Raw genomic sequence first — 25,264 nt, 5'->3', positions numbered from 1 at the left:
TCGTCGGTGTTGTTGTCGTGCCTGGGGAGGTGCTTCGAGAACTAGGCGCCGGCCGCCGTCGTTCCGTCGACCGGGGCGCTCGACTCCCAGGAGCGCGTCTCGGCCGATCGTTCGGCAGCTGAGACCACCTGGGCGGCGGAGAGCGCGTCGTGAATGTTCGAGTTGATCGCCTCGCGGCCGAGTACCGCCTGCAAGAACTTCTTCGCCTCGATCACCTTGAGGTCGTCGTAGCCCATCGAAGTGCCCGCACCGGGCTGGAAGCGGCCGAAGTCGCCCATGCCCGGGCGCGCCATGACGCGCGTGTAGCCCTGGTTCTCGGCGCCGAGGCCGCCTGAGAGGTGGAGCTCGTTCATGCGCTCGAAGTCCCAGTGCGCCGAGCCCTCCGTGCCGTAGACCTCGATGCCGTAGCTCGCCCGCGGCCCCACCGAGACGCGCGAGGCCTCGAGCGTGCCGACCGCGTTCGCCGCCGGGGCCCCGTCGGCGATGCGCACGAGCATGCCGGCGTAGTCCTCGTTCTCGACCGGCTTCATCTCGCCGTTCTCGATCACCGCGAAATGGGTGCCCGTGCCCATCGGCATCTCGGGGCGCTCCGAGTACACCGTCGAGGTGACCGCGCTGACCTCGGTGATCGGCCCGAGCGTGTACTGCACGAGATCGACGAGGTGCCCCATGAGGTCGCCCAGCACCCCATTGCCCGCCAGTCCCCGCACGAAGCGCCAGGAGAGCGCGCCGCGCGGGTCTGCCGAGTAGTCTGCGAACATCTGGCCCCGCACGTTCGTGATGCGCCCGAGCTTGCCCTCCATCACGAGCTCGCGCAGGTACTCGACCGCCGGAGCGTGGCGATAGTTGAAGCCGATCGAGCTGACGACCTGCGCTGCCGTGGCGGCCTCCGCGACCTCGCGGGTTTCGTGCTCGCCGCGCCCCACCGGCTTCTCGATCCAGAAGTGCTTGCCGGCGCGCGCCGCCGCGATGCCGATCTCGGCGTGCAGGAAGTTGGGGGCGCAGATCGACACGACGTCGACCTCGGGGTCGTTCAGCACCTCGCGGTAGTCGGCCGACGCGCGCTCGTAGCCGAGCACCTGCACGGCCTCCTCGGCACGCGACGGCGCCGGATCTGCAGCGTGCACGAGACGGGGCTTGAGCTTGAGATCCGGGTAGGCGTACTTGAGGTTCGCGTACGCACGGCTGTGCAACTGCCCCATCCAGCCCACGCTGATGAGGCCCACTCCGATTTCGGTGGTGCCGTCTGCAAGAGTTCGCATCTTCGCTCGCTTTGCTGCTCGTGGTGCAGAGCACCGTGGTTCGTCGTCGGGTCCGTGCGCAGGAGTCGCGGAGGCTGCGGCCGTGCGGCGCGTGCTTTATGGACCGGTCCAAATTGTACGGACATGCTCGCGGCCGTGTCAATCCGTCGTGCTGCCGCGGGGCGCGGGGACGGCAGGGGTGGGCGAGCGGCAGGGGTGGGCGAGCGGGGCGGGTACGCAGAACGGGCGCCCGATCCTCTTCAGGATCCGACGCCCGTTCTCACCGAGGCGACTGGCGCTCAGCGACGCGAGCGGACCGCTGCATCGTCCTCGTCGTCATCGTCATCGTCGTCGCCGTACTCGCCGGGAATAACGCTGACTGCCTCGGTCACCTGCACGCGGCCGACGCCCGCCGCCGCATCGCCTTCGATCTCGTCTCGGATGGTGCGCACGGCGTCGGTGCTCGTACCGACATCGCGCAGCTCGTGCACCAGCTGCTCGAGCTCCGCACCGCCCGCCATGAGGCCGGTGAGCTCCTCGAGCGAGATATCGGACTTCTCGTGATAGCCGATGCTCTGACCGCGCTTGAGTAGCAAGAAGCGGTCGCCCACCGGGTAGGCGTGGTGCGGGTTGTGCGTGATGAAGATCACGCCGAGGCCCCGATCCCGCGCCTGAATGATGTAGCGCAGCACGACGCCTGACTGCTTCACGCCGAGCGCGGCCGTCGGCTCGTCGAGAATCAACACCTTCGCCCCGAAGTAGACCGCTCGCGCGATCGCGACGCACTGACGTTCGCCGCCAGAGAGCGTACCGATCGGCTGGTCGACGTCGCGCAGATCGATGCCCATGTCGAGCAGTTCCTGCTTCGCCGTCTTGCGCATGAAGTCGACGTCGAGATGCCTGAACGGCCCCCAGCCCTTCGTCTTCTCGGAGCCGAGGAAGAAGTTGCGCCAGACCGGCATGAGCGGTGCGACGGCCAGATCCTGGTACACGGTGGCGATGCCCCGGTTCAGCGCCTCGCGCGGCGAGTTGAACTTCACCGAGTCGCCCTCGACGAGGTACTCGCCGGCGGTGTGCTGGTGCAGACCCGCGATGATCTTGATGAGCGTCGACTTGCCGGCGCCGTTGTCGCCGAGCACGCACATCACCTCGCCGCTGGCCACCTTCAGGCTGACGTCGCGAAGCGCGATGATGTTGCCGTATCGCTTCTCGGCATCGCGCAGCTCGACGAGCGGCGCCTTCGAGGTGCCGGCGGCTGCCGCCGTGGCTGTGGATGCGGATGTGGCGTTCACTTTTTCCCTCCTCGCGCCGCCCGGCGCTGCAGCGTGAAGTTCAGCACGGTCGCTCCGAGGAGCATGGCACCGAGGAAGAACTTCAACCAGTCCGGGTTCCACTCGGCGTACACGACACCCTTGAGCGCCATGCCGTAGATCAGCGCGCCGATGGCGCCGCCGATCGCCGATCCGTATCCTCCGGTCATGAGGCAACCGCCTACGACCGCGGCGATGATGTAGAGGAACTCGTTGCCGATGCCCTCGCCCGACTGCACGGTCTTGAACGCGAAGAGCTGGTGCATGCCGAGCAGCCACGCGCAGAAGCTCACGCCCATGTAGAGGCCGATCTTCGTCTTCACGACGGGCACGCCCACGGCGCGAGCCGCATCCGGAGCGCCGCCCGACGAGAAGATCCAGTTGCCGACCTTGGTGCGCTGCAGGATCCACGTCGCGATGAGTACGAGGATGATCCAGTAGAACACCGTGATCTTGACGTTGACGCCGAAGACGGGGATATCTGCGGCGAACACCGCTTCTGCAGAGGCGAACCCGGGCCACTCGGCGATCGAGGGCGCTGCGACGCCGCCCGTGAGGGCGCGCGTCACACCGAGGTTGAGACCGGTCAGCATGAAGAAGGTCGCGAGCGTGATGATGAAGCTCGAGAGCTTCGTCTTCGTCAGCAGCCACCCGTTGAGCAGCCCGACCAGCAGCGAGAACACCAGACCGACGATGGCGCCGACCCAGACGTTGCCTCCGAACCAGTACATGAACAGGGACGATGAGAGCGCCGCCGAGATGACGCCGACGCCCGCCGACAGGTCGACCTCGCCGCCGATCATCAGGAGCGAGACGCCCACCGCCATGATGCCCACGGTCGACGCGCCGTAGAGGATCGTCGCGATGGAACTCGGCTGGGTGAACTGGGGGGCGACCACGGCGAACATGATCGCGAGAACCAGTGCGGCTGCGGTGGCGCCCGCCTCGGGCTTGGTGAAGAATCTGGTGAACAGATTGCCAGAGGCGACGCGCTCATCGAGCTTGGGAGCTGTTGCTGTACTCATGGATACGACCTTCCGGTGCGACCCCTCTCTTACTCTGCTGCTTCTTCGTCGCTGCCGCCCTCGAACTGGGCAGCGACGCTTTCGGCGTTGTCAGCGTTGACCACCGCGGGACCGGTCAGCACGGCCTGGCCGCCGCCGAGCACGTAGCCGCCCTCGGTGTAGAGGCGCACCGCTTCAACGGCGGAGTATCCCTGCACGAACGGCTGCTGGTCGATGCCGAAGAGGATCGTGCCGTCCTTGATCGCGGTGTAGACGTCGGAGTTGAGGTCGGTCGTGGCGAGCGTCGCGCTGCTGCCGGCGTCAGTGATGGAATCCATCGCGGTCATCGCGAAGGGCGCACCGAGGGTGAGCACCGCGTCGATGTCGGAGTTGGTCTGCAGCTTCGACGTGATGGTCGACGCGACGTTCGTCATGTCGGTGCCCTGCACGTACAGCACCTCGGAGGTTCCCTCGAAAGTGTCCGCAAGCCCTTCGCACCGGGCTTCGAGCCCGACGTGGCCCTGTTCCTGAATGACGCAGACGGCCTTCTGCAGACCGGCCTCGTTGAACTGCTCGCCGGCGGCCTGGCCGGCGATGAATTCGTTCTGGCCGAAGTGCGCGAGCACTCCCATGTCTTTGTACGCCTCTTCACCAGCGTTGATGCTGAATACGGGAATGCCGGCGTCGACCGCCTTCTGCACCTCACCCGCCATCGCGTCAGACTTCGCGAGCGTCACGACGATGCCGTCGACACCCTGGTCGACGGCCTGCTGCACGAGCTGCGCCTGGCGCGCCCCATCGGGGTCGGAGCTGTACAGCAGCTCGACGTTATTGCGCTCGGCGGCGTTCTCGGCACCTGCCCGGATGGTGTCCCAGAACGTGTCGCCCGGAGCAGCATGCGTGACGAGGGCGACCTTGATCTCCTCCTCATCGACGCCTCCGCCGCCACCGCCCGCTGCGCCGCCACCGGCGCCTGCGGGTGAGCCGCACGCAGCAAGGGTCAGGGCTCCGAGACCAGCGAGACCTGCGAGGCCGATCTTCGACCAACGGCCGAAACGTGATTTCAACATAGCTGCACTCCATCGTGTAATTGAACTAATGTCGTTACAAAGCTTGCGCTCTGCGTTTACAGTACCGTAACTTCCGCAATCAAGCATCTCCTACGGTAAAGGTTGGGTAACGACCGCTCAGCGTCTCGCTCACCGCTTCTGCGGCCATGCGCACGGTCTCCCGTCGAGCCGCGAGGGAGAACCCACTGGTGTGCGGGCTCAGCAGCACATCGGTGCGGCCGGCCAGCGGGTGGTGCTGCACGGGCTCGTTCTCGAAGACGTCGAGACCCACCCCGCCCAGTATTCCGGTATCGAGCGCCTCCTGCAGCGCAGCCGTTGAGACGAGGTCGGCTCTCGCGCAATTGACGAGCACGAGACCGGGCTTCGCGGTGCGCAGGATCGCGAGAGGCAGCATCTCCCCTCCCCCTCCGGGCAGATGCAGCGTGAGCGCATCCGCGCGTCGCACCGCCTCCTCCAGCGTGACATTCTCGGCGTCGTCGGCGGTGACGTACGGGTCATGTACGACGACCTCCATCCCGAAGGCGCGGCCGTACCCGGCGACGATCCTCCCGATCCGGCCGTACCCGAGCACCGCGAGGGTGCGACCGTAGAGATCCCCGGCCTGCGGCACCGGTCGGCGACCCCATTCCCCGGCCGAGACGTAGCGATGAGATTCACCGACGTTCTTCACCAGCGCGGCGATCATGGCGAAGGCGCCCTCGGCGACCGCACGACTGTTGCTTCCCGGGGTGATGGCGACGGGGATCCCCCGCTCCTGGGCGGCGGCGACGTCGACCCGTTCGACGCCGACGCCCGTGCGCGCGATGACCCGTAGCCGAGGCATGCGGTCGAGCGTTGCCCGGTCGAGATCGAACGCGGCACGCACGATGGCAGCCTCCGCGACCGCAAAGTCCGAATCCGTCGGGTGAGACACGAAGTGCGCGCACTCTGGCAGGTACGGCGTCACCTCCGCAGCATCGACGGCGCCGAGGGCGACCACGACACGGCGCTCAGAGGCATCGCCGGTCTCCGAGCCCGAGAACGTCGCCGCGCTCACCGGGCAGCCTCGATGCGCTCGGGAATCGCGCCGCGCATCGCGGCGGCGAGGAGCGTCGCATCGGATCCGATCGCGATGAAGCCGAAACCGCGGGCGAGATAGGCATCGGCCCCAGCGCGGTCGTTCGTCAGAATTCCGGCGACCTTGCCGTGCGCGCTACAGGCGGCGAGCACCTCATCGAGCGCCTGCTGAAACCGCGGGCTCTCGTACTGGCGCGGCACGTCGAGAGCGTAGCTGAGGTCTTGCGGACCGACGAAGAGCACATCGGCGCCCGGCAGCGCGGCGATGGCGTCGACGTCTGCGAGCCCGCGAGCCGTCTCGATCTGCACGATCCCGATCGCGCGATCGTTCGCCGCGTCGAGCGCCGCAAGGTCGGACCCCCAGCGCGCCGCCCGGTTGTAGCTGGCGACTCCGCGGTCGCCCTGCGGCGGGTACAGTCGGTGCCGCAGCGTCGCCTCGGCCTCCGCCGCACTCGAGATTCTCGGCAGCATCACACCGGCACTGCCGGCATCGAGCACGCGCCCGATGCGCAGGCGATCCGGCGTCTCCACCCGCACCAGCGTCGCGGCGCCGTACGCACCGGCGGCAGCGGCGATCGCCCCCACCTGGTCCTCATCGCCGCCACCGTGCTCGAGATCGACCAGCAGCCAGTCGAGCCCGACCGACGCGCACACCTCGGCAGCGGTCACCGAGCCCAGGCCGATGAAGGTGCCGACGGTCGGCTCTCCCGCGAGCAGGCGCTCGCGCAACGCCCATCCCGGAGCGAGGGGCCCGCGCCCTGCCGCGCTCATCCGTGCCACCGCTGCTGCGCCAGGCCCGCGCCGTACTCGGCGAGTTTCTCAGTGGTATCCACGTGCTCCCAGGTCTCAGCCGGCGACACGTCCCACCACACCTCCGAAGCGGGCAGATCAGCGTGCGGGATGGTCGGCACCACGATCACGACGGGCCCGCGCACGGCACGGGTCTCTCCGAGCGCCGCGCGCACCTCATCGGCCGTCGTGGCGGTGCGCACGTGCGCCCCCAGCCCGGCCGCGATCTGCGCCAGGTCGATGCGCAAGTAGTCGCCCTCGAGCCGCCCGGCATCGGCGTCGGCCAGCGCGCCGCCCCCCTCGCGGTAGCGGAACTCATTGCCGAAGTGCTCGCCTGTACGCCACATCTGCAGGCGGCGGATCACCTGGTACCCGTGATTCTCGGAGATCACCACGGTGAACGGAATTCCTTCTTGCGCGGCCGTGACGATCTCGGTCGGCATCATGACGAACGTGCCGTCGCCGATGAACGCGGTGACGCGGTGCGCCGGGTCCGGGTCGGCGAGCCGCACGCCCATCGCGGCCGGCAGCTCGTATCCCATGCACGAGAAGCCGAACTCGAGGTGGGCGTGCTGGCCATTCGTCGCGTCCCACACCTTCTGCAGATCGCCGGGCGGGCCTCCCGCCGCCGCGACGACGGTGTCGCCCGGCAGCGCGTGCTCTTGCAGCAGGCCGATGAGCTGCCCCTGCGTGAGGGTTGCGCCGGTATCGGGAAGCTCAGGGTGCTGCTCGAGCGGAAACCGCGTGTCGGCATCGGTGGCCGCGTCGCGCAGCGGCAGCCATGCCTCGCGTGCGGTGACGACCTCGGCCGCCCACGCTGCGGGAACGCGATAGTCGCCGAGCGCTTCTGCCAGGGCTGCGATTGCGAGTTTCGCGTCTGCCACCACCGCGGCCGCCCCCTGCTTCACGGCGTCGTGCTCCACGACGTTGATCGATGCGAAACGCACCTCGGAATTGGCGAACAGCGACTGCGACGCGGTCGCGAAATCGGTGAGACGGGTGCCCACGTGCACAATGAGATCGGCGCGCTCGGCCAGACGATTCGTAGTCGGGGATCCCTCGAGCCCGATGCCGAACACGCTCCACGGCCCATCCTCGGCGATGGCGCCCTTGCCCGCGAAGGTTTCGCTGATCGGAAGGTGCGTCGCGCGCGCGAGTTCGGTGAGCGCCACGGTCGCATCGGCGTAGTGCACTCCGCCGCCGGCGATGACGAGTGGCCGCTCGGCCCCCCGGATCAGGTCAGCCACCCGATCGATCTCACCCGCGTCGGGCACGCGGCGCCGGATCACCCATTCGCGATCCTCGAAGAACTCGACCGGGAAGTCGAAAGCGTGCGACTGCACGTCTTGCGGCAGAGCGAGAACGGCCGCCCCCGTCTCTTCGGGGCTCGCGAGCACGCGGAAGGCCTGCGGGAGCGCGGTGAGCAGTTGCTCGGGGCGCGTGATGCGGTCGAAGAAGCGGGAGACCGGGCGGAACGCGTCATTCACCGTGACGTCGGGAGTGCCGGGCAGATCGAGCTGCTGCAGCACGGGGCCCTGACGCCGCGTGGCGTAGGTGTCGCCGGGCAGCAGCAGCAGCGGGATGCGGTTGACGGTCGCGAGCGCGGCTGCGGTGACGAGGTTCGTCGCGCCGGGGCCGATGGACGCGGTCACGGCGAGCGTGCGACGACGCTTCGACGCCTTCGCGAAGCCGGTGGCCATGTGGCCGAGCGCCTGTTCGTTGCGACCCTGCACGAACGGCAGGCGATCCGCGTGCTCGGCGAGCGCCTGCCCGAGGCCGGCCACATTGCCGTGACCGAAGATGCCGAGGGCGGCGGGCACGAAGCGCTCGCGCACTCCGTCGGCGACCGAGTACTGGGCGGAGATGTAGCGGATGACGGCCTGAGCGGCCGTGAGACGGACCGTGCGGCCCGAGGCTCCGTGAACCATGGGTGTCAGCTCCTTCGCTGGTGGTGAATGAGTGGGTGCGGCGGTTCAGCCGTGCATGATGACGGTCTTGATCTCCGTCATCTCCTCGACCGTCGAGCGCACGCCCTCCTTGCCGTAGCCGCTGGCCTTGAAGCCGCCGTACGGCATGAGGTCGGCCCGCCACAGCGGGGTCCATCCGAGATGCACGCTCCCGGCGTCGATCTCGCGCATGGCTCGCACGCCTTCGGAGAGAGATCCCCCGAAGACCCCCGCTGCGAGCCCGTAGGGGGTGCCGTTTGCGGCCTCGATCGCGGCGTCGAAACTATCGACCGTGGTAACCGCGATGGCCGGGCCGAACAGCTCCTCTTGCGCGAAGGGCTGCCTCGTGTCGACGCCGGTGACGATCGCGGGGGAGACGAACGCCCCATCGCGGGCGCCACCGGTCACGAGCGTCGCTCCGTCATCGACCGCGCGCGCGATGCTGCCGACGACACGCTCTGCTTCCCGTACCGCGATGAGGGGGCCGAGCGTGGTTCCGTCTGCGAACGGGTCTCCCATGCGGATCGCTTCGACCTTCGGCCGAAGCGCATCGAGGAGGTCGGCTTCGACATCGCGGTGCGCGATCACCCGCTGCACCGAGATGCAGACCTGGCCCGCGTTCACATAGCCTCCTGCAGCGATTGCCGCCGCCGCCCGCTCGATGTCGGCGCCCGGGAGCACCAGTGTCGGCGATGAGGCCCCGAGCTCGAGCGAGAGCTTCTTCACGCCTGCGAGCGACGCGATGCGCCGCCCCACGCTCGTCGAGCCGGTGAACGACACCTTGCGCACGCGATGGTCGGCCACGAGGGCATCGCCGAGCGTGCCACCCGGGCCCGTCAGTACCGTGATCGCGCCGGCGGGCACCCCCGCCTCGACGAAGACGCTTGCGAGCGCGAGCGCTGTGAGCGGGGTCGCGCTCGCCGGCTTCAGCACAACCGCGTTGCCGGCGGCGAGCGCGGGGCCCACCTTGTGCAGCACCAGCAGTGCAGGGTAGTTGAACGGTGTGATCGCGACGACGACGCCGACGGGTTGGCGCAGCGTGAAGCCGACTTTGTCTTGCCCGGTGCCCGGATTCGCATCGAGCGGCAGGCTATCGCCGTAGAGCTGCGTGCCCTCGTGGGCCGCAAGCCGAATCAGCGCGCCCGAACGCCGTGCCTCTCCGAGCGCTTCTGCGAGCGGCTTGCCGTTCTCGAGCGAGATGGTCTCGGCGAGGTGCTCGGCTCTGGCGTCGGCGAGCTCAGCGGCGCGGTTCAGGATCGCGAACCGCTCGTGCGCCGGTGTGCGGCGCCAGACGGCCGCACCGCGCTCGGCGCCGCCCAGAGCTGCGTCAACGTCTGCTGCGGTGGCGACCGCAACCTCGCCGACGGCGCGGCCGTCGAATGGACTTCGGATCTCCGCTCGCGCACCGCCCTGCGCCTCGCGCCATTCGCCATCCATCAGCAGCCCGTGGCTGCGATCGTTCTGCGTCGCTCGTACCTGATCGCCCGAACTCGGTGCACTCATGCGTCGTCCCTTCATCATTGATTTGGACCGGTCCAAATTGTACGCACAAGGTTTCATTGAGGTCAAGCGCACGTTTCGGGCGCGACATCTGTGCGCGCGAGGTACGACGCTGCCGCCCCGAAGCCGTGAGTTGCGCCGAGATCCTCGGTTCACGCCGAGGATCTCGGCACGCACGAGGAGAGGCTCGCTGCACGCGGAACACCTGTGACACCGCCGCTGCCCCACGCCCGTGGCACGATGGGTGCGTGAGCACCCCGGATCCGGCACCCCGCCCGACCATGCGCGATGTCGCCGAGCGCGTGGGCATGTCGCGCCAGCTCGTATCGATCGTGCTGCGGGGCGCCCCGGGGGCGAGCGCGGCATCGCGCGAACGCATTCTCGCAGCGGCCCGTGAGATCGGATATCACCCCGACGACTCCGCGCGCATGCTGCGGCGGCGGCGGAGCGGTCAGCTCGGCGTGCTCTTCACCATGCGGCAACCCTTCGAGGTCGACCTCGTCGACGCGCTCTACCGTCGCGCCGACGAGCTGGGTTTCACGCTCGCGTTGGGCACGATGGGCGAGCACCGCGACCTCGATGCGGCACTCGCGAGCCTCATGCGGCAGCGCATCGAGGCGCTGATCGCGCTCGATGCGGGACCGGGCGGTCAGACGCTCACGGGCCTTCCGGCGGGCATTCCCACGCTGTTGCTGGGCGGCCCCACCTCACCCGAAGCCCACGACCGTGTCGACGTCGAGAACGAACGTGGGATCGCCCTCGCCGTCGACCACCTCACCGCTCTGGGGCACACCAGCATTGCCTACCTCGGGTCGGCGACCGGGGCGAACGCGAGTGCGCGCCTCACCGGCTACCGGAGTGCAATGGCCTCGCACGGGCTCGCAGAGCACGTGGTTGCGAGTGACGACACCGAGCTCGGAGGCCACCGCGCGGCGCTGGCGCTGCTCGCTGATGGGGGCGTGACCCCAGGCGACCGAACGCGGGGTCGCGCGAGGCCCGCGGAATCGCCGACGGCGCTCGTGTGCATGAACGATCACTGCGCGATCGGCGCGCTGCAGACCCTGGTGCGCGCCGGTGTTCGGGTGCCAGAGGACATCTCGGTCGTCGGCTTCGACGACAGCTCCGCCGCAGCTCTGCCGTACGTGTCGCTCACCTCGGTGAGGCCAGACCCCGACAGCATGGCGCAACTGGCGGTCGAGACCGTGCGCGCCCGATTGGCCGAACCGGGAATGGCTGCGGCGATCCGCCACATCACGCCGACACTCACCGTGCGCGGCAGTACCGCAGCCCCTGCGCCCGTTTAGGCACTGAGCGCAACGGCGCTGTACGACCGGAACGGCACCGCGCGGCCGTCGCCCCAGGCGATGCGCTCACGCCGACGAGCGCACGACCAGGGTTGGCGGAATCAGCACCTCGCCGGCGGGCTGATCCGTCGAGCCGGCTTGCGCTCCCAGAAGCGCTTCCGCCGCCTCGCGACCGATGCGCCGGTTGTCGGGATCGACGCTCGTGAGCGAGATGCGGGGTATCGCGGAGAGCGTCGTGTCGTCGTAGCCGGACACGCGGCATCCACCCGGCACCGGGATGCCCGCGGCTTCGAGCGCGCTGATGACCCCGACGGCGGTCAGGTCGTTGACGGCGACCACCGCCTGCGGGAGGCGATCCTCGGCGAGCAGGCGTTCGACGGCCCTGCGAGCGCCAGCCTCGGTGAAATCTGCGCGTTCGACCCAGGCATTCGCGCCGAACGCTCGGCGCTCGACCGCGGTGCGGAACGCAGCCTCGCGGGATGCCGAGACCGTGCCGCCGTCGCCGCCCACGAAGGCGATACGCTCGACGCCCTGCGCAGCGAGGTGCGCGATCACCAGATCCAGACCCGCCACGTCGTCGGTGCGCACGGTCGCCACTACGTCGACCGTTGCGTCGATGGCGCTGGCCACAACGGTCGGGATCGCCGCTGTCAGCTCAGCGAGCTCAGCGAACTCGGGGATCGTGCCGACCGTGATCAGCCCTGACGGGCGCAGATCGCGCAGCACGTCGATGTTGTCGCGATCCAGCACCGTGCCGCCCGAGCCGTCATCGACCTGCGCGCTCACGATCATCGTGCGACGCCCGGCCTCGGCCAGGCGCGCCTTCGCCGCCCCCACGATCTCGGCGAACAGCGGGTTGTGCAGATTGGACACGAGGATCGCCACGATGTCGCGGCGCCCCGCCGAGAGCGATTGGGCGACGAGGTTCGGGCGGTAGCCGAGCTGAGCGGCGGCGTGCAGCACCCGGAGCCGCCGCTCCTCGCTCACATTCTCGCCGTTGCTGAAGACGAGGGAGACCAGCGACTTCGAGACCCCCGCGACGCGGGCCACGTCTCGAATCGTCGGCGGGCGCACCGGCGCGGCGGGTGTCGTGCCCGTCTCGTGCGCCATCGGCCCTCCTCGCGTCCCGTTCATCTTAGGGCCGGTCGGCGACGATTCTGCCCGACCGCCAGGCTCTCTGCTCGCGGTCGGCTGCCTCAGGCGGAGAACGCCGCGGTGAACGCATCGAGCGCGGCATCGGGGTCGCCGCTCGCCCACGCCTCCATGCCGATCACGCCGCCGTAGCCGAGCTGCCGCAGCGCCGCGGCCACCGCCTCGTATCGAATCTCGCCCGTGCCCGGCTCGCACCGTCCGGGCACGTCGGCGACCTGGATCTCGCCGACCCACGGCAGGGCCTCTCGCACGAGCTCCACGAGATTCCCCTCGCCGATCTGCGCGTGGTAGAGGTCGAGATTCAGTCGCAGGTTCGGGTGATCGATGCCGCGCACGAGCGCCAGCGTGTCGGCGGCCTTCGCGAACGGTGTGCCCGGGTGATCGACGGCGGTATTCAGGTTCTCGAGCACGAACGTACGGCCGGCTTCTGCTCCGAGGTCGGCGATCCGGCGCAGCGTATCGGCGGCGTGCACCCAGTCTTCTCCCGATATCTGAGCTCGGGGAACCACGGGCAACCCGCCCTCGCCGAGCCCCGTGCCGTGCAGGTTGAGCCGAGGGACGTCGATGATCTCGGCGGCCCGCAGCGACTCGCGAGCCGTCGCGAGCAGCGCAGCGCGGCCCTCGGCGGTCGTGAGATCGCCCCGCAGGTACCCCGTCATCGACGAGAACTCGGCCCCGGTCGCGGCGAGCGCGGCGAGGTCCTTCGCACTCCAGTCCCAGATCTCGACGAGCAGGCCGCGCTCGTGAATGCGGCGCACGCGCTCCTCGATCGGCCACTCCAAGAACAGCATCTCCGCGCATGCGGCGAGGCGGTAGGTCATGCTCGAGCCTCCGTGCCCTCTGCGCCCCGCTTCACAGCTCGACCTCGATGGCGGCACCGGTCTCGGCCGATCGCTGCGCCGCGTCGGCCAGGATCAGGGCTGCACGCCCGTCTTCGAACGTGGGGCTGGTCGATGCCTCGCCGCGCACGAGCTTCACGAACTCCGTGAGCTCGGCCGCGTACGCAGCCGCGTAGCGCTCGAGGAAGAACTCGGGGTAGGGCGGGCGGGCTTCGACGGCCTGTCCATTCGAGAGCACCACCGTGTTCTGCTGCGGGTTGCCGACCTGCAGAATGCCCTTCGCGCCGAACGCCTCCATGCGCTGGTCGTAGCCCACGGCGCTGTGCCGCGAGTTCACGATGGTCACGATCGCGCCCGAGGCCGCTCGCAACGTCACCACTGCGGTGTCGAAGTCCCCGTGCTGGCGAGCGCCGGCGTCGAAGGTGCGCGTGCCGGTGGCGCTCACCGAGACGATGTCGTCGATGAAGAACCGTGCCATGTCGAAGTCGTGGATCGTCATGTCGCGGAAGATGCCGCCCGATACACCGATGTAGTCTGCGGGCGGCGCGGCAGGGTCGCGGCTGATGATGATCAGCTGCTCGAGCTCCCCGATCTCTCCGGCCCGCACCCGCGCCTGCGCCGCAGCATGGTTCGGGTCGAAGCGGCGGTTGAACCCGAGCGCGACCGGAACGCCGCTCGATGCAACCAACGGCCGGAGGGCGTCGACGCGCGCGATGTCGAGGTCAATCGGCTTCTCGCACAGCACGGGCAGGCCCGCGCGCACTGAGGCTTCGATGAGGTCGACATGCGTGGGGGTTGGCGAAGCGATGAGGATCGCATCGACCTCGCCCGACGCGATCAGCTTCTCGGCGGATTCGGTTGCCGTGCCGCCGAAGCGATCTGCGACGGCCCGGGCACCGTCGATGAACGGGTCGGCTACCCACGCCAGTGTCGCATCCGGAGAGGCCGCGATGCTGGCTGCGTGCACCTGGCCGATGCGACCGGTGCCGATGAGTCCGAAGCGGATGGGCTGCTGCGTCATTGCGATTCCCTTGCTGTGGGTGCCGGGCCGCTTGGCATCGCGGATCTAGCACGAGCTAAATTGTCAGTACAAACGAGTGTAGGCGGCTCCGTGACTTCACGCCACTCGCACTCGCCGTCCGCCGCGTGCCGCTCGGTGCGCACGAGCATTCTGCATGCCGGCCAGGGTCGCTTACCGACAGGCTGCTCCCGAGGCGCGTCAGTCGAGGCAGAACTCGTTGCCTTCGATGTCGCGCATGACGATGCACGACTCCTCAGCACCGTTGGCGGGCATGACACGCTCTTGCACCGCGCCGAGCAGCTCCAAGCGCGCCGATTCTGCCCGGAGCGCGGCGAGTCGCTCGCTCCCCGTGAGCCCGGTGCCGACGCGCACGTCGAGGTGCAGTCGATTCTTCACGGTCTTCCCCTCGGGCACGGCTTGGAAGTACAAGCGCGGGCCCCGACCAGTAGGGTCGACGCAGGCCGCGGCGTGCCCCGGCGTGTCGCTCGCCGCATCGAACTCGCTCCAACTGGCGAACCCCTCGGGCACCGGCGGAAACTCGTAACCCAGCACCGAGCACCAGAACGTCGCCACCCGCATCGGATCGTGGCAGTCGAATGTGACCTGAACCTCCCGCACCGTAGCCATACCGCCACCCTACGCTTGTGCGGAGCGGCTGACGAGGGGCGAAAGCGCCCGCACCGCCCCTGAGCGCGCCGCATGCCGCGCGTGCCCCGCGTGCCGGGAGAAAGCTCCCACCAGAGCGCACTTGAGGTCGATCGCGAGGGAGCTCACGACCTCAACTGCGCTTTCGGTACTGGCAGAGGCACTGGCGCGACCGCAGTCAGGGGCGCAGGATCACCGCCGTCGACCCGCGCAGCGCGATGCGCGGCGGAAAGATGCGCGACTCAGCACTCGTTCCCGCAATCAGCGCGATCAGCGTCTCGCCCGCCGCCTCGCCGAGCTCTCGCGGGTCACCGCTGATCGAGGTGAGCGAAATCATGTCATATTCGGCGAGTGGCGAGTCGTCATAGCCCACGACAGAAATATCCGCCGGCACCGAGAAGCCGGCGTACTGTGCCGCTCCGATCACCCCGACGGCCATCGGGTCGTTCACCGCGAAGATCGCCGTGGGCACCGGCATCCACTCGTTCGATTTCGCATCGGCATGCGAGTCAGTACCCGCACCCGCGCCTGCGCCTTCGAACGTGGGCGCGATCGCTGCCCGAGCGGCACGCTCATCGGTCGCCTTCGCCCGCACGACCGCCGGCTTGAGCCCTGCCTCGGCCATCGTCTCGACGTATCCGCGCTCACGCTCGGTCGCACTCGCGCCCGGCGCCGAAACGCACGCGATCGCGCAGTGCCCGAGTTCGATGAGGTGCCGGGTCGCGATGCGGCCGCCCTCTACCTCGTCGCTCGCGACGATCGGCACTCCTGGCGCCGTGACTCCTCGCGTGCCGAGCACGACGGCCGGCGCCCCCGACCGCGCGACAGCCGACGCACTCGCCTCACCCGCGAGCACCACCCCGTCTACGCGCAGCGCACGAAAGGCGTCGAGTGGGTCGATGCCGAGATGCTCGTTCAGCCGGGCATCGGCGACGCTGAGCGCGTAGCCTTCTGCTCCGAGCGATGCGCGCAGACCCGAGAGCGCCTCGACGAACCAGAGGTTGGAGAAGTCGTCGATGACCACGCCGATGCTCCGGGTGCGCGTTCCGGCAAGGCCGGCGGCCAGACGGCTCGGCGTGTAGTCGAGCTCCGCGACGGCAGAGAGCACCGCCGCGCGCTTCGCCGCGCTGACCTTCGGCGAGTCGCGCAAGACAAGCGATACGAGCGATTTCGAGACTCCCGCGCGTTCCGCAACGTCGTAGATGGTGGGTCGTCGCATCGTTTCCTTTCGCGCCTCCGGCTGATTCTCCCGCGGCAATCAGGCTACGCGAGAGCGCCGCCGCGGGTGCCAGAACACACCTTCTACCGCGTCCGCTGAAATGCGTCGGGCGAGATTGACAGGACATGGCCCTGCGACTAGCGTAGTGCGAATTGGAGCGCTCCAACACTGAAGCTCGACCGCTCCTGCAGCAATGAAGCCCTCGAAAGGAACCTCATGTCCGCACCCATCGGCGTCGCCGTCATCGGAGCCGGTATGGCTGGCAAGGCGCACGCCGCCGCGTACCGCGCGGCCTCAACGCTGTACGCGCCCGTCCTCCCCGAGATTCGACTCGTCGCAATCGGCGACTCATTCGAGTCCCTCGGCGTCGAGACCGCCAAGCGCTTCGGTTTCGAGCGGCATGTCGCAGACTGGCGCGACATCGCCGCAGCTGATGACATCGATGTCGTCAGCGTCGTCGTCGCGAACTCGCTGCACCGCGAGATCGTCGAGGGCCTCCTCGCCGCCGGCAAGCACGTGCTCTGCGAGAAGCCCCTCAGCGACACGATCGAAGACGCGAGAGCCATGGCTGACGCCGCGAGGTCTGCGGCGTCGCACGGCACGGTTGCGCGCATCGGGTTCAGCTATCTGCGCGCTCCCGGTATCGCGTTCATGCGACAGCTCATCGACGATGGGCGCCTCGGTGACGTGCTGCATTTCTCCGGCCGCTACTGGACCGACTACGGGTGCCGCCCCGACGCACCCATCAGCTGGCGCTACCAGGGGCCAGCCGGATCCGGCGCCCTCGGCGACGTCGGCAGCCATCTGAGCTACGTCGCCGAGTATCTGTGCGGGCCGGTGCGCGAGGTCTCAGGAGGTCGCTTCCACACGTCGATCACCGAGCGCCCGAAGCCACTCGGCCAAGTGGTCGGCCACAGCCGGGGCAACGTCAGCGACGAGACGGCACCGGTCACCAACGACGACTACGCCACCTTCAACGCAAACTTTGCCACCTGCGTGGGCACCGTCGAGGTCTCCCGCGTCGCGGCCGGCCACCCGAACGATCTCAGTCTCGAGGTCTTCGGCTCGCGCGGTGCAGCGCGCTGGTCGCAGACGAACCCGGCCCAGGTCGAAGTCATGCTGCACGACGAGCAGGCCGACCTCGCCGGGTACCGCACCATTCCGCTCGGGCCGACCCATCCCCGTTACGCGGGAGGATGGGCCATGGACGCTCCAGGCGTCGGCATCGGCCAGAACGATCTGTTCGTGCACCAGGCGCGCGCCTTCCTCGAAGAGGTCGCGGGCGTTCCCGCGGAAGCGTCGCTCCCCCGCTGCAAGAGCTTCGACGACGGCGTGCACAACATGGACGTTCTCGCAGCGGTCGCCGAGTCTGCAGCGCACGGCGGCACCACGGTCGCGGTCCGCTGATCCTGCCCCGAATCCACTTCTCTGAAACGAGCACTCATATGAAACTGGGCGTGTACAACGCGATTCTCCACGACCGCAGCCTTCCCGAGGCCATCGAGGTGGTGCGCACACTCGGCCTCACGGGCATCGAGCTGAACTCCGGCGGATTTCTCCCCGCCACGCATATTCCGACCCTTGACCAGATCCTGGAGTCTGACGTCGCTCGCGACGAATTCCTCGGTCAGTTCACCGGCACCGGCGTATCCATCGCCGGCCTCAATTGCAACGGGAACCCGCTACATCCGAACGCGGTCATCGGCGACGCGCACGCGAACGACGTGCGGCGGTCGATCCGGCTCGCCGAGCGACTCGGTCAGGATCGCGTCGTCACAATGTCGGGCCTCCCCGGAGGCGAGCCCGGTGCGTCCGTGGTCAACTGGGTGGTCAACGCCTGGAACTCAGCCGCCCTCGACGTGCTCGACTATCAGTGGGATGTCGCGGCGAGGTTCTGGCGCGAGATCGACCGGTTCGCGGCAGACCACGGCGTGAAGATAGCACTCGAACTGCACCCGCAGAATCTCGTGTTCAACTCGGCCGACGTGCACAAGCTCATCGAGCTCACGAATGCGACGCACATCGGCGTCGAGCTCGACGCCTCACACCTCTTTTGGCAGCAGATGGATCCCGTGGCCGTCGTACGGCATCTCGGCGAACTCGTCGTGCATGCCGCGGCGAAGGATGTGCGCGTGAACCCCGAGTGGGCGCGGCTCAACGGGGTGCTCGACAACTCGTTCCGCCGCCTCGGCCCCGACGAGCCCCGCACCAATCTCGGCGGCGACGAGTGGGCGAACGAGTGGCCGCAGCAGTCGTCATGGGACTTCGTCGCGCTCGGCCGCGGGCACGATACCGCATTCTGGACGGAGTTCTTGCGGGCGATTCACGAAGTCGACCCCGAGATGTGGGTCAACATCGAGCATGAGGATGTGTCGCTCGGCCGCATCGAGGGGCTCGAGGTCGCGTCGCAGGTGCTCCTCGACGCCAACGCCGCGCTGCAGGCCTCGATCTAGCTCCTGGCCGGGGCCCGCCGGCCCCCGAGGCTCCTCGCGCTCGCATGCGCACTCAGACGCGGACGCGTTCCCCAGTTCGGGCACTCTCACGGGCCGCGTCGAGCACCGCGACCGTGTGCAGCGCCTCGTCGAGGGTCACGCTCGGCGAGGAACCGGCGGCGAGCGCACGATGCAGGTCGCGGTAGAACTCCGTGTAGTCGCCGCGCAGCGACGGGACGCGGATCGCGCCAGCGCCGGTCGTCAGCACGCCCCAGCGCTCCTCGGCTTCGACGCCCCACACGTCCGCATTCGCGGCGGGGCTGAGCCCGGCGAGCAGCTGGTCGACCTGCACATCGGCCATGTGCGACTCGTAGTTGCCTTCGTGCCCGATCACGATCATGCGGCGATCCTCGCGGCGGGCGCCCTTGGTCGATGAGACCGAGCTGAACACGCCAGAGATGTGGTGGAGCCCGAGGAAGAAGCCGACGTCGACGCGCGCCTCACCCTCGCCCACCCAGTCGAGATGCGCATCGACGCGTGCGACGGGCCCGAAGAGCAGCGTCAGCTGGTCGACGACGTGCGCCCCGAGGTCTCGGAGCAGGCCCTCGTCTGGGCCCTGGTCGAGCACCGCGCGATCGTCCTGCTCGAGCGCGAAGTCGGCGCGCCAGACAGACCCGAGCGCTCCCGATTCGAGCACGGATCGCAGGGTCACCAGATCCGTGTCCCATCGCCGGTTGTGGAACACGGTGAGGGTGCGCTGGGCCGCGGTCGCAGCTGAGATGAGCTGGCGCGCGGTTGCTGCATCGGGGGCGAAGGGCTTGTCTGCGACGACGTGTACCCCACGCTCGAGCGCCTGCAGCACGAGCTCGCGTCGCGTCGCGGGCGGCGTCGTGATGACGACCGCGTCGACACCCGCATCGATGAGCGCATCGAGCGACGCGAACGCGGGTACGCCCGGTGCCGCTTCGGCGAGCGAAGCCCGGGTCGTCTCCGCCCGCGCGACGACTCCCACGAGTTCCCATTCGGTCGCTGCCTGAATGTATGGCAGATGGAAGCGACGGCCTCCGACGCCGAATCCGACGATCCCGATGCGCACGCGCGCTCCCTACTTGCTTCGCGGCACGTAGATCGCGCCGGTGGTGACTTCTTCTTCGAGCGCTTCGAGCGTACGCCCGCGGGTCTCGGGAATGCACTTCCAGACGAAGAGCAGCGCGAGCGCCCCCACGGCGGCGAACACGAAGAACGTGTTCGAGATCCCGACGCCGTCGACGAGCGGCAGGAAGAACAGCGCCACGATGCCGTTCATGATCCACAGGGCGAACACCGAGATCCCCATGCCGATGCCGCGCATGTGCAGCGGGAAGATCTCCGAGAGGTACACCCACACGGCGACGTTCAAGAACGTCTGCATCGAGCCGACGAAGATCACGACGAGCGCGAGAATCACCCAGGGGCGGGCGGGGCTCTCGGCCGGCAGCGTCAGCGATGCGACGCCGATGAGCAGGTGGCTCACCGTGGTGAGCGAGAATCCGGTGATGAACGTCTTGCGGCGATCCAGCCGGTCCATCATCTGCAGGGCGATGATCGCGCCGATCACGGCGATGATGCCGGGCGCGACGTTCGCGATGAGAGCCGCGTTCTGCGAGAAGCCCGACTGCTCGAGCACCTGGCTGCCGAAGTACATGATGGAATTGATACCGGTGAGCTGCTGGGCGATACCGAGCCCGATGCCGACGAAGATGATCTTCGTCAGGTTGCGGTTCGCGAAGATGGCGCGCCATCCGATCTGCGATTCCCCGCGCTCCTCCTCGATGAGCGTGCGGAGTTCGCCGATCTCGGCTGCCGCGCGCTCGGGGGTGCGCACGGACGCGAGTACCCGCTCGGCGTGCTCGTAGTCACCGCGGTTGACGAGCCAGCGGGGCGACTCGGGCATTCGCAGCATGCCGAAGAAGAGCGCGATCGCAGGCAGCGCGCACACGGCGAACATGACACGCCAGATGTTGTCGATGTGCCCCCAGACGTTGCCGATGATCGCGTTGACCACGAACGCGGCGAGCTGGCCCACGACGATCATCAGCTCGTTGCGGCCCGCGATGGAGCCGCGGATCTCGTAGGGAGCGAGCTCGGCGAGGAAGACGGGCACGACGGTCGATGCTCCGCCGACCGCGAGACCGAGCAGCACCCGGCCGAGGATGAGGGTGCCGAATCCCAGCGGCGTGTGCGTTCCGTAGGTCTCGCCGCCCGGGGCGAAGACCACGAACGCTGTGCCGACGAAGAAGAGCACGGCGAGCAGGATGATCGTCTTGCGTCGGCCCCAGCCGTCGGAGAGCCGGCCGCACGCCATCGCGCCGAGCGCCGCCGCGAACACGAGGGAGCTGGTGAACCAGCCTTCGAGGAACGGCGTCAGACCCAGTTCCTCCGACATCGGGCTGAGCGCGCCGTTGACGACGCCGGTGTCGTAGCCGAAGAGCAGGCCGCCGAAGGTGGCGATGAGGGCCACGAGGCCGAGGCGGCGGCGATGCGGCCCGGTTCCGAGCGGCGGCAGTGACGTGCGACTCGCGCCCGCGGTTCCGAGTGACATGCGGATGACTCCTTCGTCGTGCCGTGACCGGCCGGGTAATGGGCCGTTCATCTGAGCCTAACAATGTCGTTACATTTGGACAAACTCGCCCGAGCGGTACAGTGGTCCGGTGATGTCAGTGCTGCCCGAGCTCGCCGTCCACGCCTGGGCGCTGCTCGGCGTTGCAGCCTGCATCGTCGGCTTCTCGAAGACGGCGCTGCCCGGCGCAAGCACGGTGTCGATCGCGATCTTCGCCGCGATCCTGCCCGCGAGGGAATCAACGGGCGCCCTGCTCGTGCTGCTGATCGTGGGCGACGCCTGTGCGGTGTGGGTCTATCGCAAGCACGCCAGCTGGGCGACCATCGTGCGCCTCGCACCCGCAGTCGTCGCGGGACTCGTGCTGGGAGCCGCGTTCCTCGCCGTCGCCGACGACGGCTGGGTGCGCCGCGTGATCGGCGCGATCCTGCTGCTCGTGGTCGCCGTCACCGTCTGGCGACGATTCTCCTCCCTCGGCGGGCCCTCCACTGCGCGCGGCAGACTCGTCGGGACGATCGGCTACGGGTCGCTGTCGGGCTTCACGACCATGGTGGCGAACGCCGGCGGTCCGGTCATGTCGATGTACTTTCTCGCGGCGAAGTTTCCGGTCAAGGCATTTCTCGGCACCGCCGCGTGGTTCTTTGCGATCATCAATGTCGCGAAGCTGCCGTTCTCCATCGGCCTCGGCCTGATCGACACCTCGAGCCTCGCGCTCGACCTGCTGCTCGTTCCCGGCGTGATCGTCGGCGCTATTCTCGGGCGCTGGATCGCGGTGCGCATCAAGCAGCAATTCTTCGAGGGCGCCGTACTCGTGATGACAGTTCTCGGCGCGCTGTATCTCGTGATCTTCTGAGCGAAGCGCGGCGCCGCCGCTGGGTCGATCGTGCGCGCGCCGAGCCGGCTTACGCCAGACCGGCCAAATCGCGCAGTTTGGCGAGTTGGAATCGCGAGATCTCGTCTGCCCGCTCGTCTTCGGCGAACACGTTCGACACGATGAGCGCGTCGTCGCGTTCGAGGTACCCCGACTCGCGGAGCACGGTGAAGAGCTCGATCCAGTCGACGTCGCCGTCGCCGATCGCCAGGTGCTGATGCACGCGGACCGCGTTGCCCGGAGGGTTGGTGATGTAGCGCAGGGCGTTCGACCGGGTGTGGTCGAAGGTGTCTGCCGCGTACATGGCGCCGAGGCGGTTGCCGAGCTGCGGGATCAGGCTCGCCGCCCGGTCGCCGTAATGGAATGTGTGCGCGGCGACGTAGACGAAGCCGACGCGGTCGGTGTTCAGACCGCGGATGATGCGCCACGCTTCGAGCCCGTCCTCCACGAAGTCGTCGGGGTGCGGATCGAAGTTCATGGTGACGCCTTCGCGCTCGAGCACCGGTATGAGCCGCTCCATCGCACGGTAGAACGCGTACTCCGACTCCTCCTCGCGCTCCGGCCGACCCGAGAACTCGGTGTTGACGATCGGCGCCTCGAGCTCGGCCGCGAGCTCGATGTAGCGCGTCGTGTTGTATACGGCCGCCTCGACCTGGTGAGGCTCCGGGCCGCCGAAGCGCTGGACCGGCAGCACGGAGGTGATGGTCACCCCCGCATCACGCGCCCGCTTCTTCAGCTGCGCGACGAGGGCGCTGTCCATCTTCGGGTGATGGAAGTGCCGCCCAAAATCGGGGCTGGGCGTCAGCTGCAGGTACTCGTATCCCAGCCGCGCGACGAGGTCGGGAAAATCGAGCAGGTGCACCGAATCGTTGTACGGCGTGGGGTCGAGTGCGATGCGCACCATGGGACGTCCTATCGAATGAGCGGCGCTTCGGCCGGTGGTCGGTGGGAGATGAGGTTCAGGCGTAGAACGCGGGGCGCTCCGGCGCATCGACCGGCACCACACCGCCGTCGTGCATCGCGGTGACGCCCGCCTCGCACGAGAGCGCGACGAGGTAGCCGTCCCACGCGTTCGGTCCGTCGATGAGGTCGCCGCGGTGCACCGCATCGACCCAGCGCTGGATCTGCTCGTCGTATGCCGCGGCGAAGCGCGTGGTGAACGACTCGTGCTCCTGCATGCCGAAGCGCCCGGCGCTCCAGCGCTGCAATCCTGCGGGCTGACCGATGCGGGCGACGCCCTGCTCGAAGACGGCCTCGGTGGCGACCTGGTAGCCGAACTGCACGCTGACGCTCATCTCCACGTCGACGAGCACGCCGTTCTCGAGCTCCATGATGACGAGGATCGGCTCGTGCAGGCGCTCCGGCGCGAGCGAGTTGCGGCGCGGGTGCTTCACCTCGACGCTCACGACGCGCGATCCCGCGAGCCACGGCACGACGTCGAACTCGTGCACGACCGAGTCGGTGATGAGCATGTCGTTCGTGTAGGTGTCGGGCACCGAGGGGTTGCGGTGCACGCCGCGCACCATCAGCAGTTCACCGCTCTCGCCCGACGCGACCAGGTCGCGCAGCGCCTGGTACTCCGCATCGAAGCGGCGCATGAAGCCGACCTGGATGTGCGGCCGATCGAGCTGCTGTTCGAGCTGCAGCACGTCCCAGGAACTCGCGGAATCCTGGGTGAGCGGCTTCTCGCAGAGGATCGGCAGCTTCGCTGCCAGCGCCGGCGCGAGCACGGGCGCGTGGAACTGGCCCGGGACCGCGACAAGCACGGCGTCGAGCGCGTCGGCCGCGATCGCCTCCTCGACGCTCGCGAACACCTGCGCGCCTGGCGCGTGCTCGGCGGCCGCTGCGGCGCGGCCGGCGTCGGGTTCGACGACCGCTGAGACGCGGGCGCCGCTGATGCGGTCGGTGATGCGGGCGATGTGGTCGGCGCCCATCTTGCCGGCGCCGACGACGGCGACGCGGAGATCTTCAGTCATGGTTCGGGTTCCTTTCAATTCGACTCCGGGCCCGAGGGCGGTCCCGGGACCAGCAGCGCGCGCCGCGATGCGACGCTCGAGGGCTACCTCCTGGCGAGGTGCGTGCAGGAGAAGATGTGCTCGCGCGTGCGGGTGGCGATGGGCAACGGGCGGTCGACGTCGCAGCCGTACATGTCTTGCTCCACGATCGCGAAGATGTCGGAGTCGATCGTCGCCACGGCTTCGATCACCGGTGCGAGGTCGGGAATGCCGTTCGGGGGTTCGATCATGATGCCCTGGGTCACCGCTTCGGCGAAGGGCACGTCGTTCTTCAGCACATCGAAGAGCAGCGAGGGGTCGACCTGCTTGAGGTGCAGGTAGCCGATGCGCTCCGGCCGCTCCTCGATGAGCTTCACGTTGTCACCGCCGTAGTATGCGAAATGGCCGGTGTCGAGGCATAGGTTGGTGTACCGCTCGTCGGTCTCGTCGAGAAAGCGGAGCACCTCGCGAGTCGTGCCGATGTGGCTGTCGGCGTGCGAGTGGAACTGCTGCTTGACGCCGAACTCTTCGAGCAGGGCCTTGCCGAGTCGATCGTGACCGGCGCCGAGCTTCGCCCACTGCTCGTCGGAGAGAGTGCGCGGTTCGAGCACTTCGCTGGTGGCATCACTGCGCCAGAGGTCCGGGATCACGACGAGGTGCTCCGCGCCGAGCTTCGACGCGAGGCCCGCGACGTCCAGCGCCTGATCCCAGGCGCGCTTCCATTCGTCTTCGCCCTTGTGGAACCCCGTGAACACCGTGCCGGCCGAGAGCTTCAGGCCGCGCGTGCCGAGCTCGTCCTCGAGCTGGTGCGGGTCGGTGGGGAGGTAGCCGTACGGTCCGAGTTCGATCCACTCGTAGCCAGAGGCGACGACCTCGTCGAGGAACCGCTCCCAGGGAACCTGACCGGGATCGTCGGGAAACCACACGCCCCAGGAGTCGGGGGCGGTGCCGATGCGCAGCCCGGGGTTGCCGGCGGATGATGCGTTCACGCGCTAACTCCATTGTTCGGGACGGGCGCCACGGCTACGCGCACCCAGCTTTGATATGACAATAGACCATATCGTATTCGAGAATCCATCGCGCCATAAATCCACCTGCGAACGCATCGTCCCACGGCGTTCCTGTTTCACAGCAGGGCATGGAATGGGCCCTAGCCCGCTGACCTCAGGGATGAATGAAGAGACCGCGGCCGGATTCTGACTGCAGGCACACAGGTTTCCGTCGCAATTGGGGAAAGCATGAGTGTGGCGATGACCGACAACAGATCCTGCTACC

At 68.4% G+C, this 25,264-nt stretch carries 22 protein-coding genes; 4 read left to right on the top strand and 18 right to left on the bottom strand.

Annotated features, from left to right (window positions below):
* Window positions 1-41: 41 nt before the first annotated feature.
* The 8 genes from AB0O71_RS07245 to AB0O71_RS07210 all read right to left on the bottom strand — a co-directional run bounded on the left by AB0O71_RS07245 (window position 42) and on the right by AB0O71_RS07210 (window position 9,919).
* The gene (locus AB0O71_RS07245) at window positions 42-1,262 is read right to left on the bottom strand and encodes a Gfo/Idh/MocA family oxidoreductase (protein WP_363743724.1); all 1,221 of its coding nucleotides are present in this window, start codon (window positions 1,260-1,262) and stop codon (window positions 42-44) included.
* A 278-nt stretch (window positions 1,263-1,540) separates the two neighbouring features.
* Complete coding sequence (locus AB0O71_RS07240) at window positions 1,541-2,533, bottom strand: ATP-binding cassette domain-containing protein (protein ID WP_363743721.1); 993 nt, start codon at window positions 2,531-2,533, stop codon at window positions 1,541-1,543.
* On the bottom strand, window positions 2,530-3,576 hold the full coding sequence (locus AB0O71_RS07235; RefSeq protein ID WP_363743719.1) for an ABC transporter permease: 1,047 nt from the start codon (window positions 3,574-3,576) through the stop codon (window positions 2,530-2,532). The genes AB0O71_RS07240 and AB0O71_RS07235 overlap by 4 nt, the downstream gene beginning before the upstream one ends.
* A 29-nt stretch (window positions 3,577-3,605) precedes the next feature.
* Complete coding sequence (locus AB0O71_RS07230) at window positions 3,606-4,625, bottom strand: substrate-binding domain-containing protein (RefSeq protein WP_363743717.1); 1,020 nt, start codon at window positions 4,623-4,625, stop codon at window positions 3,606-3,608.
* A 79-nt stretch (window positions 4,626-4,704) separates the two neighbouring features.
* Window positions 4,705-5,661: an NAD(P)-dependent oxidoreductase gene (locus tag AB0O71_RS07225; protein WP_363743715.1), complete on the bottom strand. Its 957-nt coding sequence runs from the start codon at window positions 5,659-5,661 to the stop codon at window positions 4,705-4,707.
* Window positions 5,658-6,452 (bottom strand): aldolase/citrate lyase family protein, encoded by a 795-nt coding sequence (locus tag AB0O71_RS07220; RefSeq protein ID WP_363743712.1) that lies wholly within the window; start codon window positions 6,450-6,452, stop codon window positions 5,658-5,660. The genes AB0O71_RS07225 and AB0O71_RS07220 overlap by 4 nt, the downstream gene beginning before the upstream one ends.
* On the bottom strand, window positions 6,449-8,398 hold the full coding sequence (gene iolD, locus AB0O71_RS07215; protein ID WP_363743710.1) for a 3D-(3,5/4)-trihydroxycyclohexane-1,2-dione acylhydrolase (decyclizing): 1,950 nt from the start codon (window positions 8,396-8,398) through the stop codon (window positions 6,449-6,451). The genes AB0O71_RS07220 and iolD overlap by 4 nt, the downstream gene beginning before the upstream one ends.
* A gap of 45 nt (window positions 8,399-8,443) precedes the next feature.
* Window positions 8,444-9,919 carry an aldehyde dehydrogenase family protein gene (locus AB0O71_RS07210; protein ID WP_363743708.1) on the bottom strand — a complete coding sequence of 492 codons (1,476 nt, stop codon included), beginning with the start codon at window positions 9,917-9,919 and terminating at the stop codon, window positions 8,444-8,446.
* A 245-nt stretch (window positions 9,920-10,164) separates the two neighbouring features.
* Between AB0O71_RS07210 and AB0O71_RS07205 the strand changes: the two genes are divergently transcribed.
* Window positions 10,165-11,220: a LacI family DNA-binding transcriptional regulator gene (locus tag AB0O71_RS07205; RefSeq protein WP_363743706.1), complete on the top strand. Its 1,056-nt coding sequence runs from the start codon at window positions 10,165-10,167 to the stop codon at window positions 11,218-11,220.
* A gap of 66 nt (window positions 11,221-11,286) precedes the next feature.
* Here AB0O71_RS07205 and AB0O71_RS07200 read toward each other — a convergent pair whose 3' ends face one another.
* From AB0O71_RS07200 to AB0O71_RS07180, 5 genes are all read right to left on the bottom strand, one after another.
* Complete coding sequence (locus tag AB0O71_RS07200; RefSeq protein ID WP_363743704.1) at window positions 11,287-12,330, bottom strand: LacI family DNA-binding transcriptional regulator; 1,044 nt, start codon at window positions 12,328-12,330, stop codon at window positions 11,287-11,289.
* 86 nt (window positions 12,331-12,416) lie between these two features.
* The gene (locus AB0O71_RS07195; protein ID WP_363743702.1) at window positions 12,417-13,193 is read right to left on the bottom strand and encodes a TIM barrel protein; all 777 of its coding nucleotides are present in this window, start codon (window positions 13,191-13,193) and stop codon (window positions 12,417-12,419) included.
* A gap of 31 nt (window positions 13,194-13,224) precedes the next feature.
* A complete protein-coding gene (gene iolG, locus AB0O71_RS07190; protein WP_363743700.1) occupies window positions 13,225-14,232 on the bottom strand; it encodes an inositol 2-dehydrogenase in 1,008 nt (335 codons plus the stop codon).
* Window positions 14,233-14,430: 198 nt separating this feature from the next.
* Window positions 14,431-14,859, bottom strand: coding sequence for a VOC family protein (locus AB0O71_RS07185; protein WP_363743698.1), 429 nt, complete (start codon window positions 14,857-14,859; stop codon window positions 14,431-14,433).
* 196 nt (window positions 14,860-15,055) lie between these two features.
* Window positions 15,056-16,096 (bottom strand): LacI family DNA-binding transcriptional regulator, encoded by a 1,041-nt coding sequence (locus tag AB0O71_RS07180; protein ID WP_363743696.1) that lies wholly within the window; start codon window positions 16,094-16,096, stop codon window positions 15,056-15,058.
* Window positions 16,097-16,312: 216 nt separating this feature from the next.
* On the opposite strand from AB0O71_RS07180, the gene AB0O71_RS07175 reads away from it, so the two are divergent.
* Complete coding sequence (locus AB0O71_RS07175; protein WP_363743694.1) at window positions 16,313-17,503, top strand: Gfo/Idh/MocA family oxidoreductase; 1,191 nt, start codon at window positions 16,313-16,315, stop codon at window positions 17,501-17,503.
* A 38-nt stretch (window positions 17,504-17,541) separates the two neighbouring features.
* Window positions 17,542-18,549: a sugar phosphate isomerase/epimerase gene (locus AB0O71_RS07170; protein ID WP_363743692.1), complete on the top strand. Its 1,008-nt coding sequence runs from the start codon at window positions 17,542-17,544 to the stop codon at window positions 18,547-18,549.
* Between the two features lie 52 nt (window positions 18,550-18,601).
* On the opposite strand, the gene AB0O71_RS07165 is transcribed toward AB0O71_RS07170, so the two are convergent.
* A complete protein-coding gene (locus tag AB0O71_RS07165) occupies window positions 18,602-19,624 on the bottom strand; it encodes a Gfo/Idh/MocA family oxidoreductase (protein ID WP_363743690.1) in 1,023 nt (340 codons plus the stop codon).
* Window positions 19,625-19,633: 9 nt separating this feature from the next.
* Window positions 19,634-21,109, bottom strand: a complete 1,476-nt coding sequence (locus tag AB0O71_RS07160; RefSeq protein WP_363743688.1) for a sugar porter family MFS transporter — start codon at window positions 21,107-21,109, stop codon at window positions 19,634-19,636.
* A 112-nt stretch (window positions 21,110-21,221) separates the two neighbouring features.
* Between AB0O71_RS07160 and AB0O71_RS07155 the strand changes: the two genes are divergently transcribed.
* Entirely contained in the window at window positions 21,222-21,977 is a 756-nt protein-coding gene (locus tag AB0O71_RS07155; protein WP_363743686.1) for a sulfite exporter TauE/SafE family protein, read from the top strand.
* Window positions 21,978-22,026: 49 nt separating this feature from the next.
* On the opposite strand, the gene AB0O71_RS07150 is transcribed toward AB0O71_RS07155, so the two are convergent.
* From AB0O71_RS07150 to AB0O71_RS07140, 3 genes are all read right to left on the bottom strand, one after another.
* Window positions 22,027-22,899 carry a sugar phosphate isomerase/epimerase family protein gene (locus AB0O71_RS07150; RefSeq protein WP_363743684.1) on the bottom strand — a complete coding sequence of 291 codons (873 nt, stop codon included), beginning with the start codon at window positions 22,897-22,899 and terminating at the stop codon, window positions 22,027-22,029.
* A 55-nt stretch (window positions 22,900-22,954) separates the two neighbouring features.
* Complete coding sequence (locus AB0O71_RS07145; protein ID WP_363743682.1) at window positions 22,955-23,971, bottom strand: Gfo/Idh/MocA family oxidoreductase; 1,017 nt, start codon at window positions 23,969-23,971, stop codon at window positions 22,955-22,957.
* An 83-nt stretch (window positions 23,972-24,054) separates the two neighbouring features.
* Complete coding sequence (locus AB0O71_RS07140) at window positions 24,055-24,978, bottom strand: sugar phosphate isomerase/epimerase (protein WP_363743680.1); 924 nt, start codon at window positions 24,976-24,978, stop codon at window positions 24,055-24,057.
* Window positions 24,979-25,264: the final 286 nt, after the last annotated feature.

Source organism: Leucobacter sp. NPDC077196 (assembly GCF_040687075.1).
Taxonomy (GTDB): domain Bacteria; phylum Actinomycetota; class Actinomycetes; order Actinomycetales; family Microbacteriaceae; genus Leucobacter.
This window is presented reverse-complemented; position numbering and strand designations above follow the sequence as displayed.

What these genes read in the sequence shown, in the direction of transcription:
- AB0O71_RS07145 (WP_363743682.1), bottom strand. Translation starts at nt 23,971, where the DNA reads ATGACTGAAGATCTCCGCGTCGCCGTCGTCGGCGCCGGCAAGATGGGC.
- iolD (WP_363743710.1), bottom strand. Translation starts at nt 8,398, where the DNA reads ATGGTTCACGGAGCCTCGGGCCGCACGGTCCGTCTCACGGCCGCTCAG.
- AB0O71_RS07245 (WP_363743724.1), bottom strand. Translation starts at nt 1,262, where the DNA reads ATGCGAACTCTTGCAGACGGCACCACCGAAATCGGAGTGGGCCTCATC.
- AB0O71_RS07175 (WP_363743694.1), top strand. Translation starts at nt 16,313, where the DNA reads ATGTCCGCACCCATCGGCGTCGCCGTCATCGGAGCCGGTATGGCTGGC.
- AB0O71_RS07160 (WP_363743688.1), bottom strand. Translation starts at nt 21,109, where the DNA reads ATGTCACTCGGAACCGCGGGCGCGAGTCGCACGTCACTGCCGCCGCTC.
- AB0O71_RS07235 (WP_363743719.1), bottom strand. Translation starts at nt 3,576, where the DNA reads ATGAGTACAGCAACAGCTCCCAAGCTCGATGAGCGCGTCGCCTCTGGC.
- AB0O71_RS07170 (WP_363743692.1), top strand. Translation starts at nt 17,542, where the DNA reads ATGAAACTGGGCGTGTACAACGCGATTCTCCACGACCGCAGCCTTCCC.
- AB0O71_RS07195 (WP_363743702.1), bottom strand. Translation starts at nt 13,193, where the DNA reads ATGACCTACCGCCTCGCCGCATGCGCGGAGATGCTGTTCTTGGAGTGG.
- AB0O71_RS07180 (WP_363743696.1), bottom strand. Translation starts at nt 16,096, where the DNA reads ATGCGACGACCCACCATCTACGACGTTGCGGAACGCGCGGGAGTCTCG.
- AB0O71_RS07185 (WP_363743698.1), bottom strand. Translation starts at nt 14,859, where the DNA reads ATGGCTACGGTGCGGGAGGTTCAGGTCACATTCGACTGCCACGATCCG.
- AB0O71_RS07230 (WP_363743717.1), bottom strand. Translation starts at nt 4,625, where the DNA reads ATGTTGAAATCACGTTTCGGCCGTTGGTCGAAGATCGGCCTCGCAGGT.
- iolG (WP_363743700.1), bottom strand. Translation starts at nt 14,232, where the DNA reads ATGACGCAGCAGCCCATCCGCTTCGGACTCATCGGCACCGGTCGCATC.
- AB0O71_RS07155 (WP_363743686.1), top strand. Translation starts at nt 21,222, where the DNA reads ATGTCAGTGCTGCCCGAGCTCGCCGTCCACGCCTGGGCGCTGCTCGGC.
- AB0O71_RS07200 (WP_363743704.1), bottom strand. Translation starts at nt 12,330, where the DNA reads ATGGCGCACGAGACGGGCACGACACCCGCCGCGCCGGTGCGCCCGCCG.
- AB0O71_RS07220 (WP_363743712.1), bottom strand. Translation starts at nt 6,452, where the DNA reads ATGAGCGCGGCAGGGCGCGGGCCCCTCGCTCCGGGATGGGCGTTGCGC.
- AB0O71_RS07150 (WP_363743684.1), bottom strand. Translation starts at nt 22,899, where the DNA reads ATGGTGCGCATCGCACTCGACCCCACGCCGTACAACGATTCGGTGCAC.
- AB0O71_RS07210 (WP_363743708.1), bottom strand. Translation starts at nt 9,919, where the DNA reads ATGAGTGCACCGAGTTCGGGCGATCAGGTACGAGCGACGCAGAACGAT.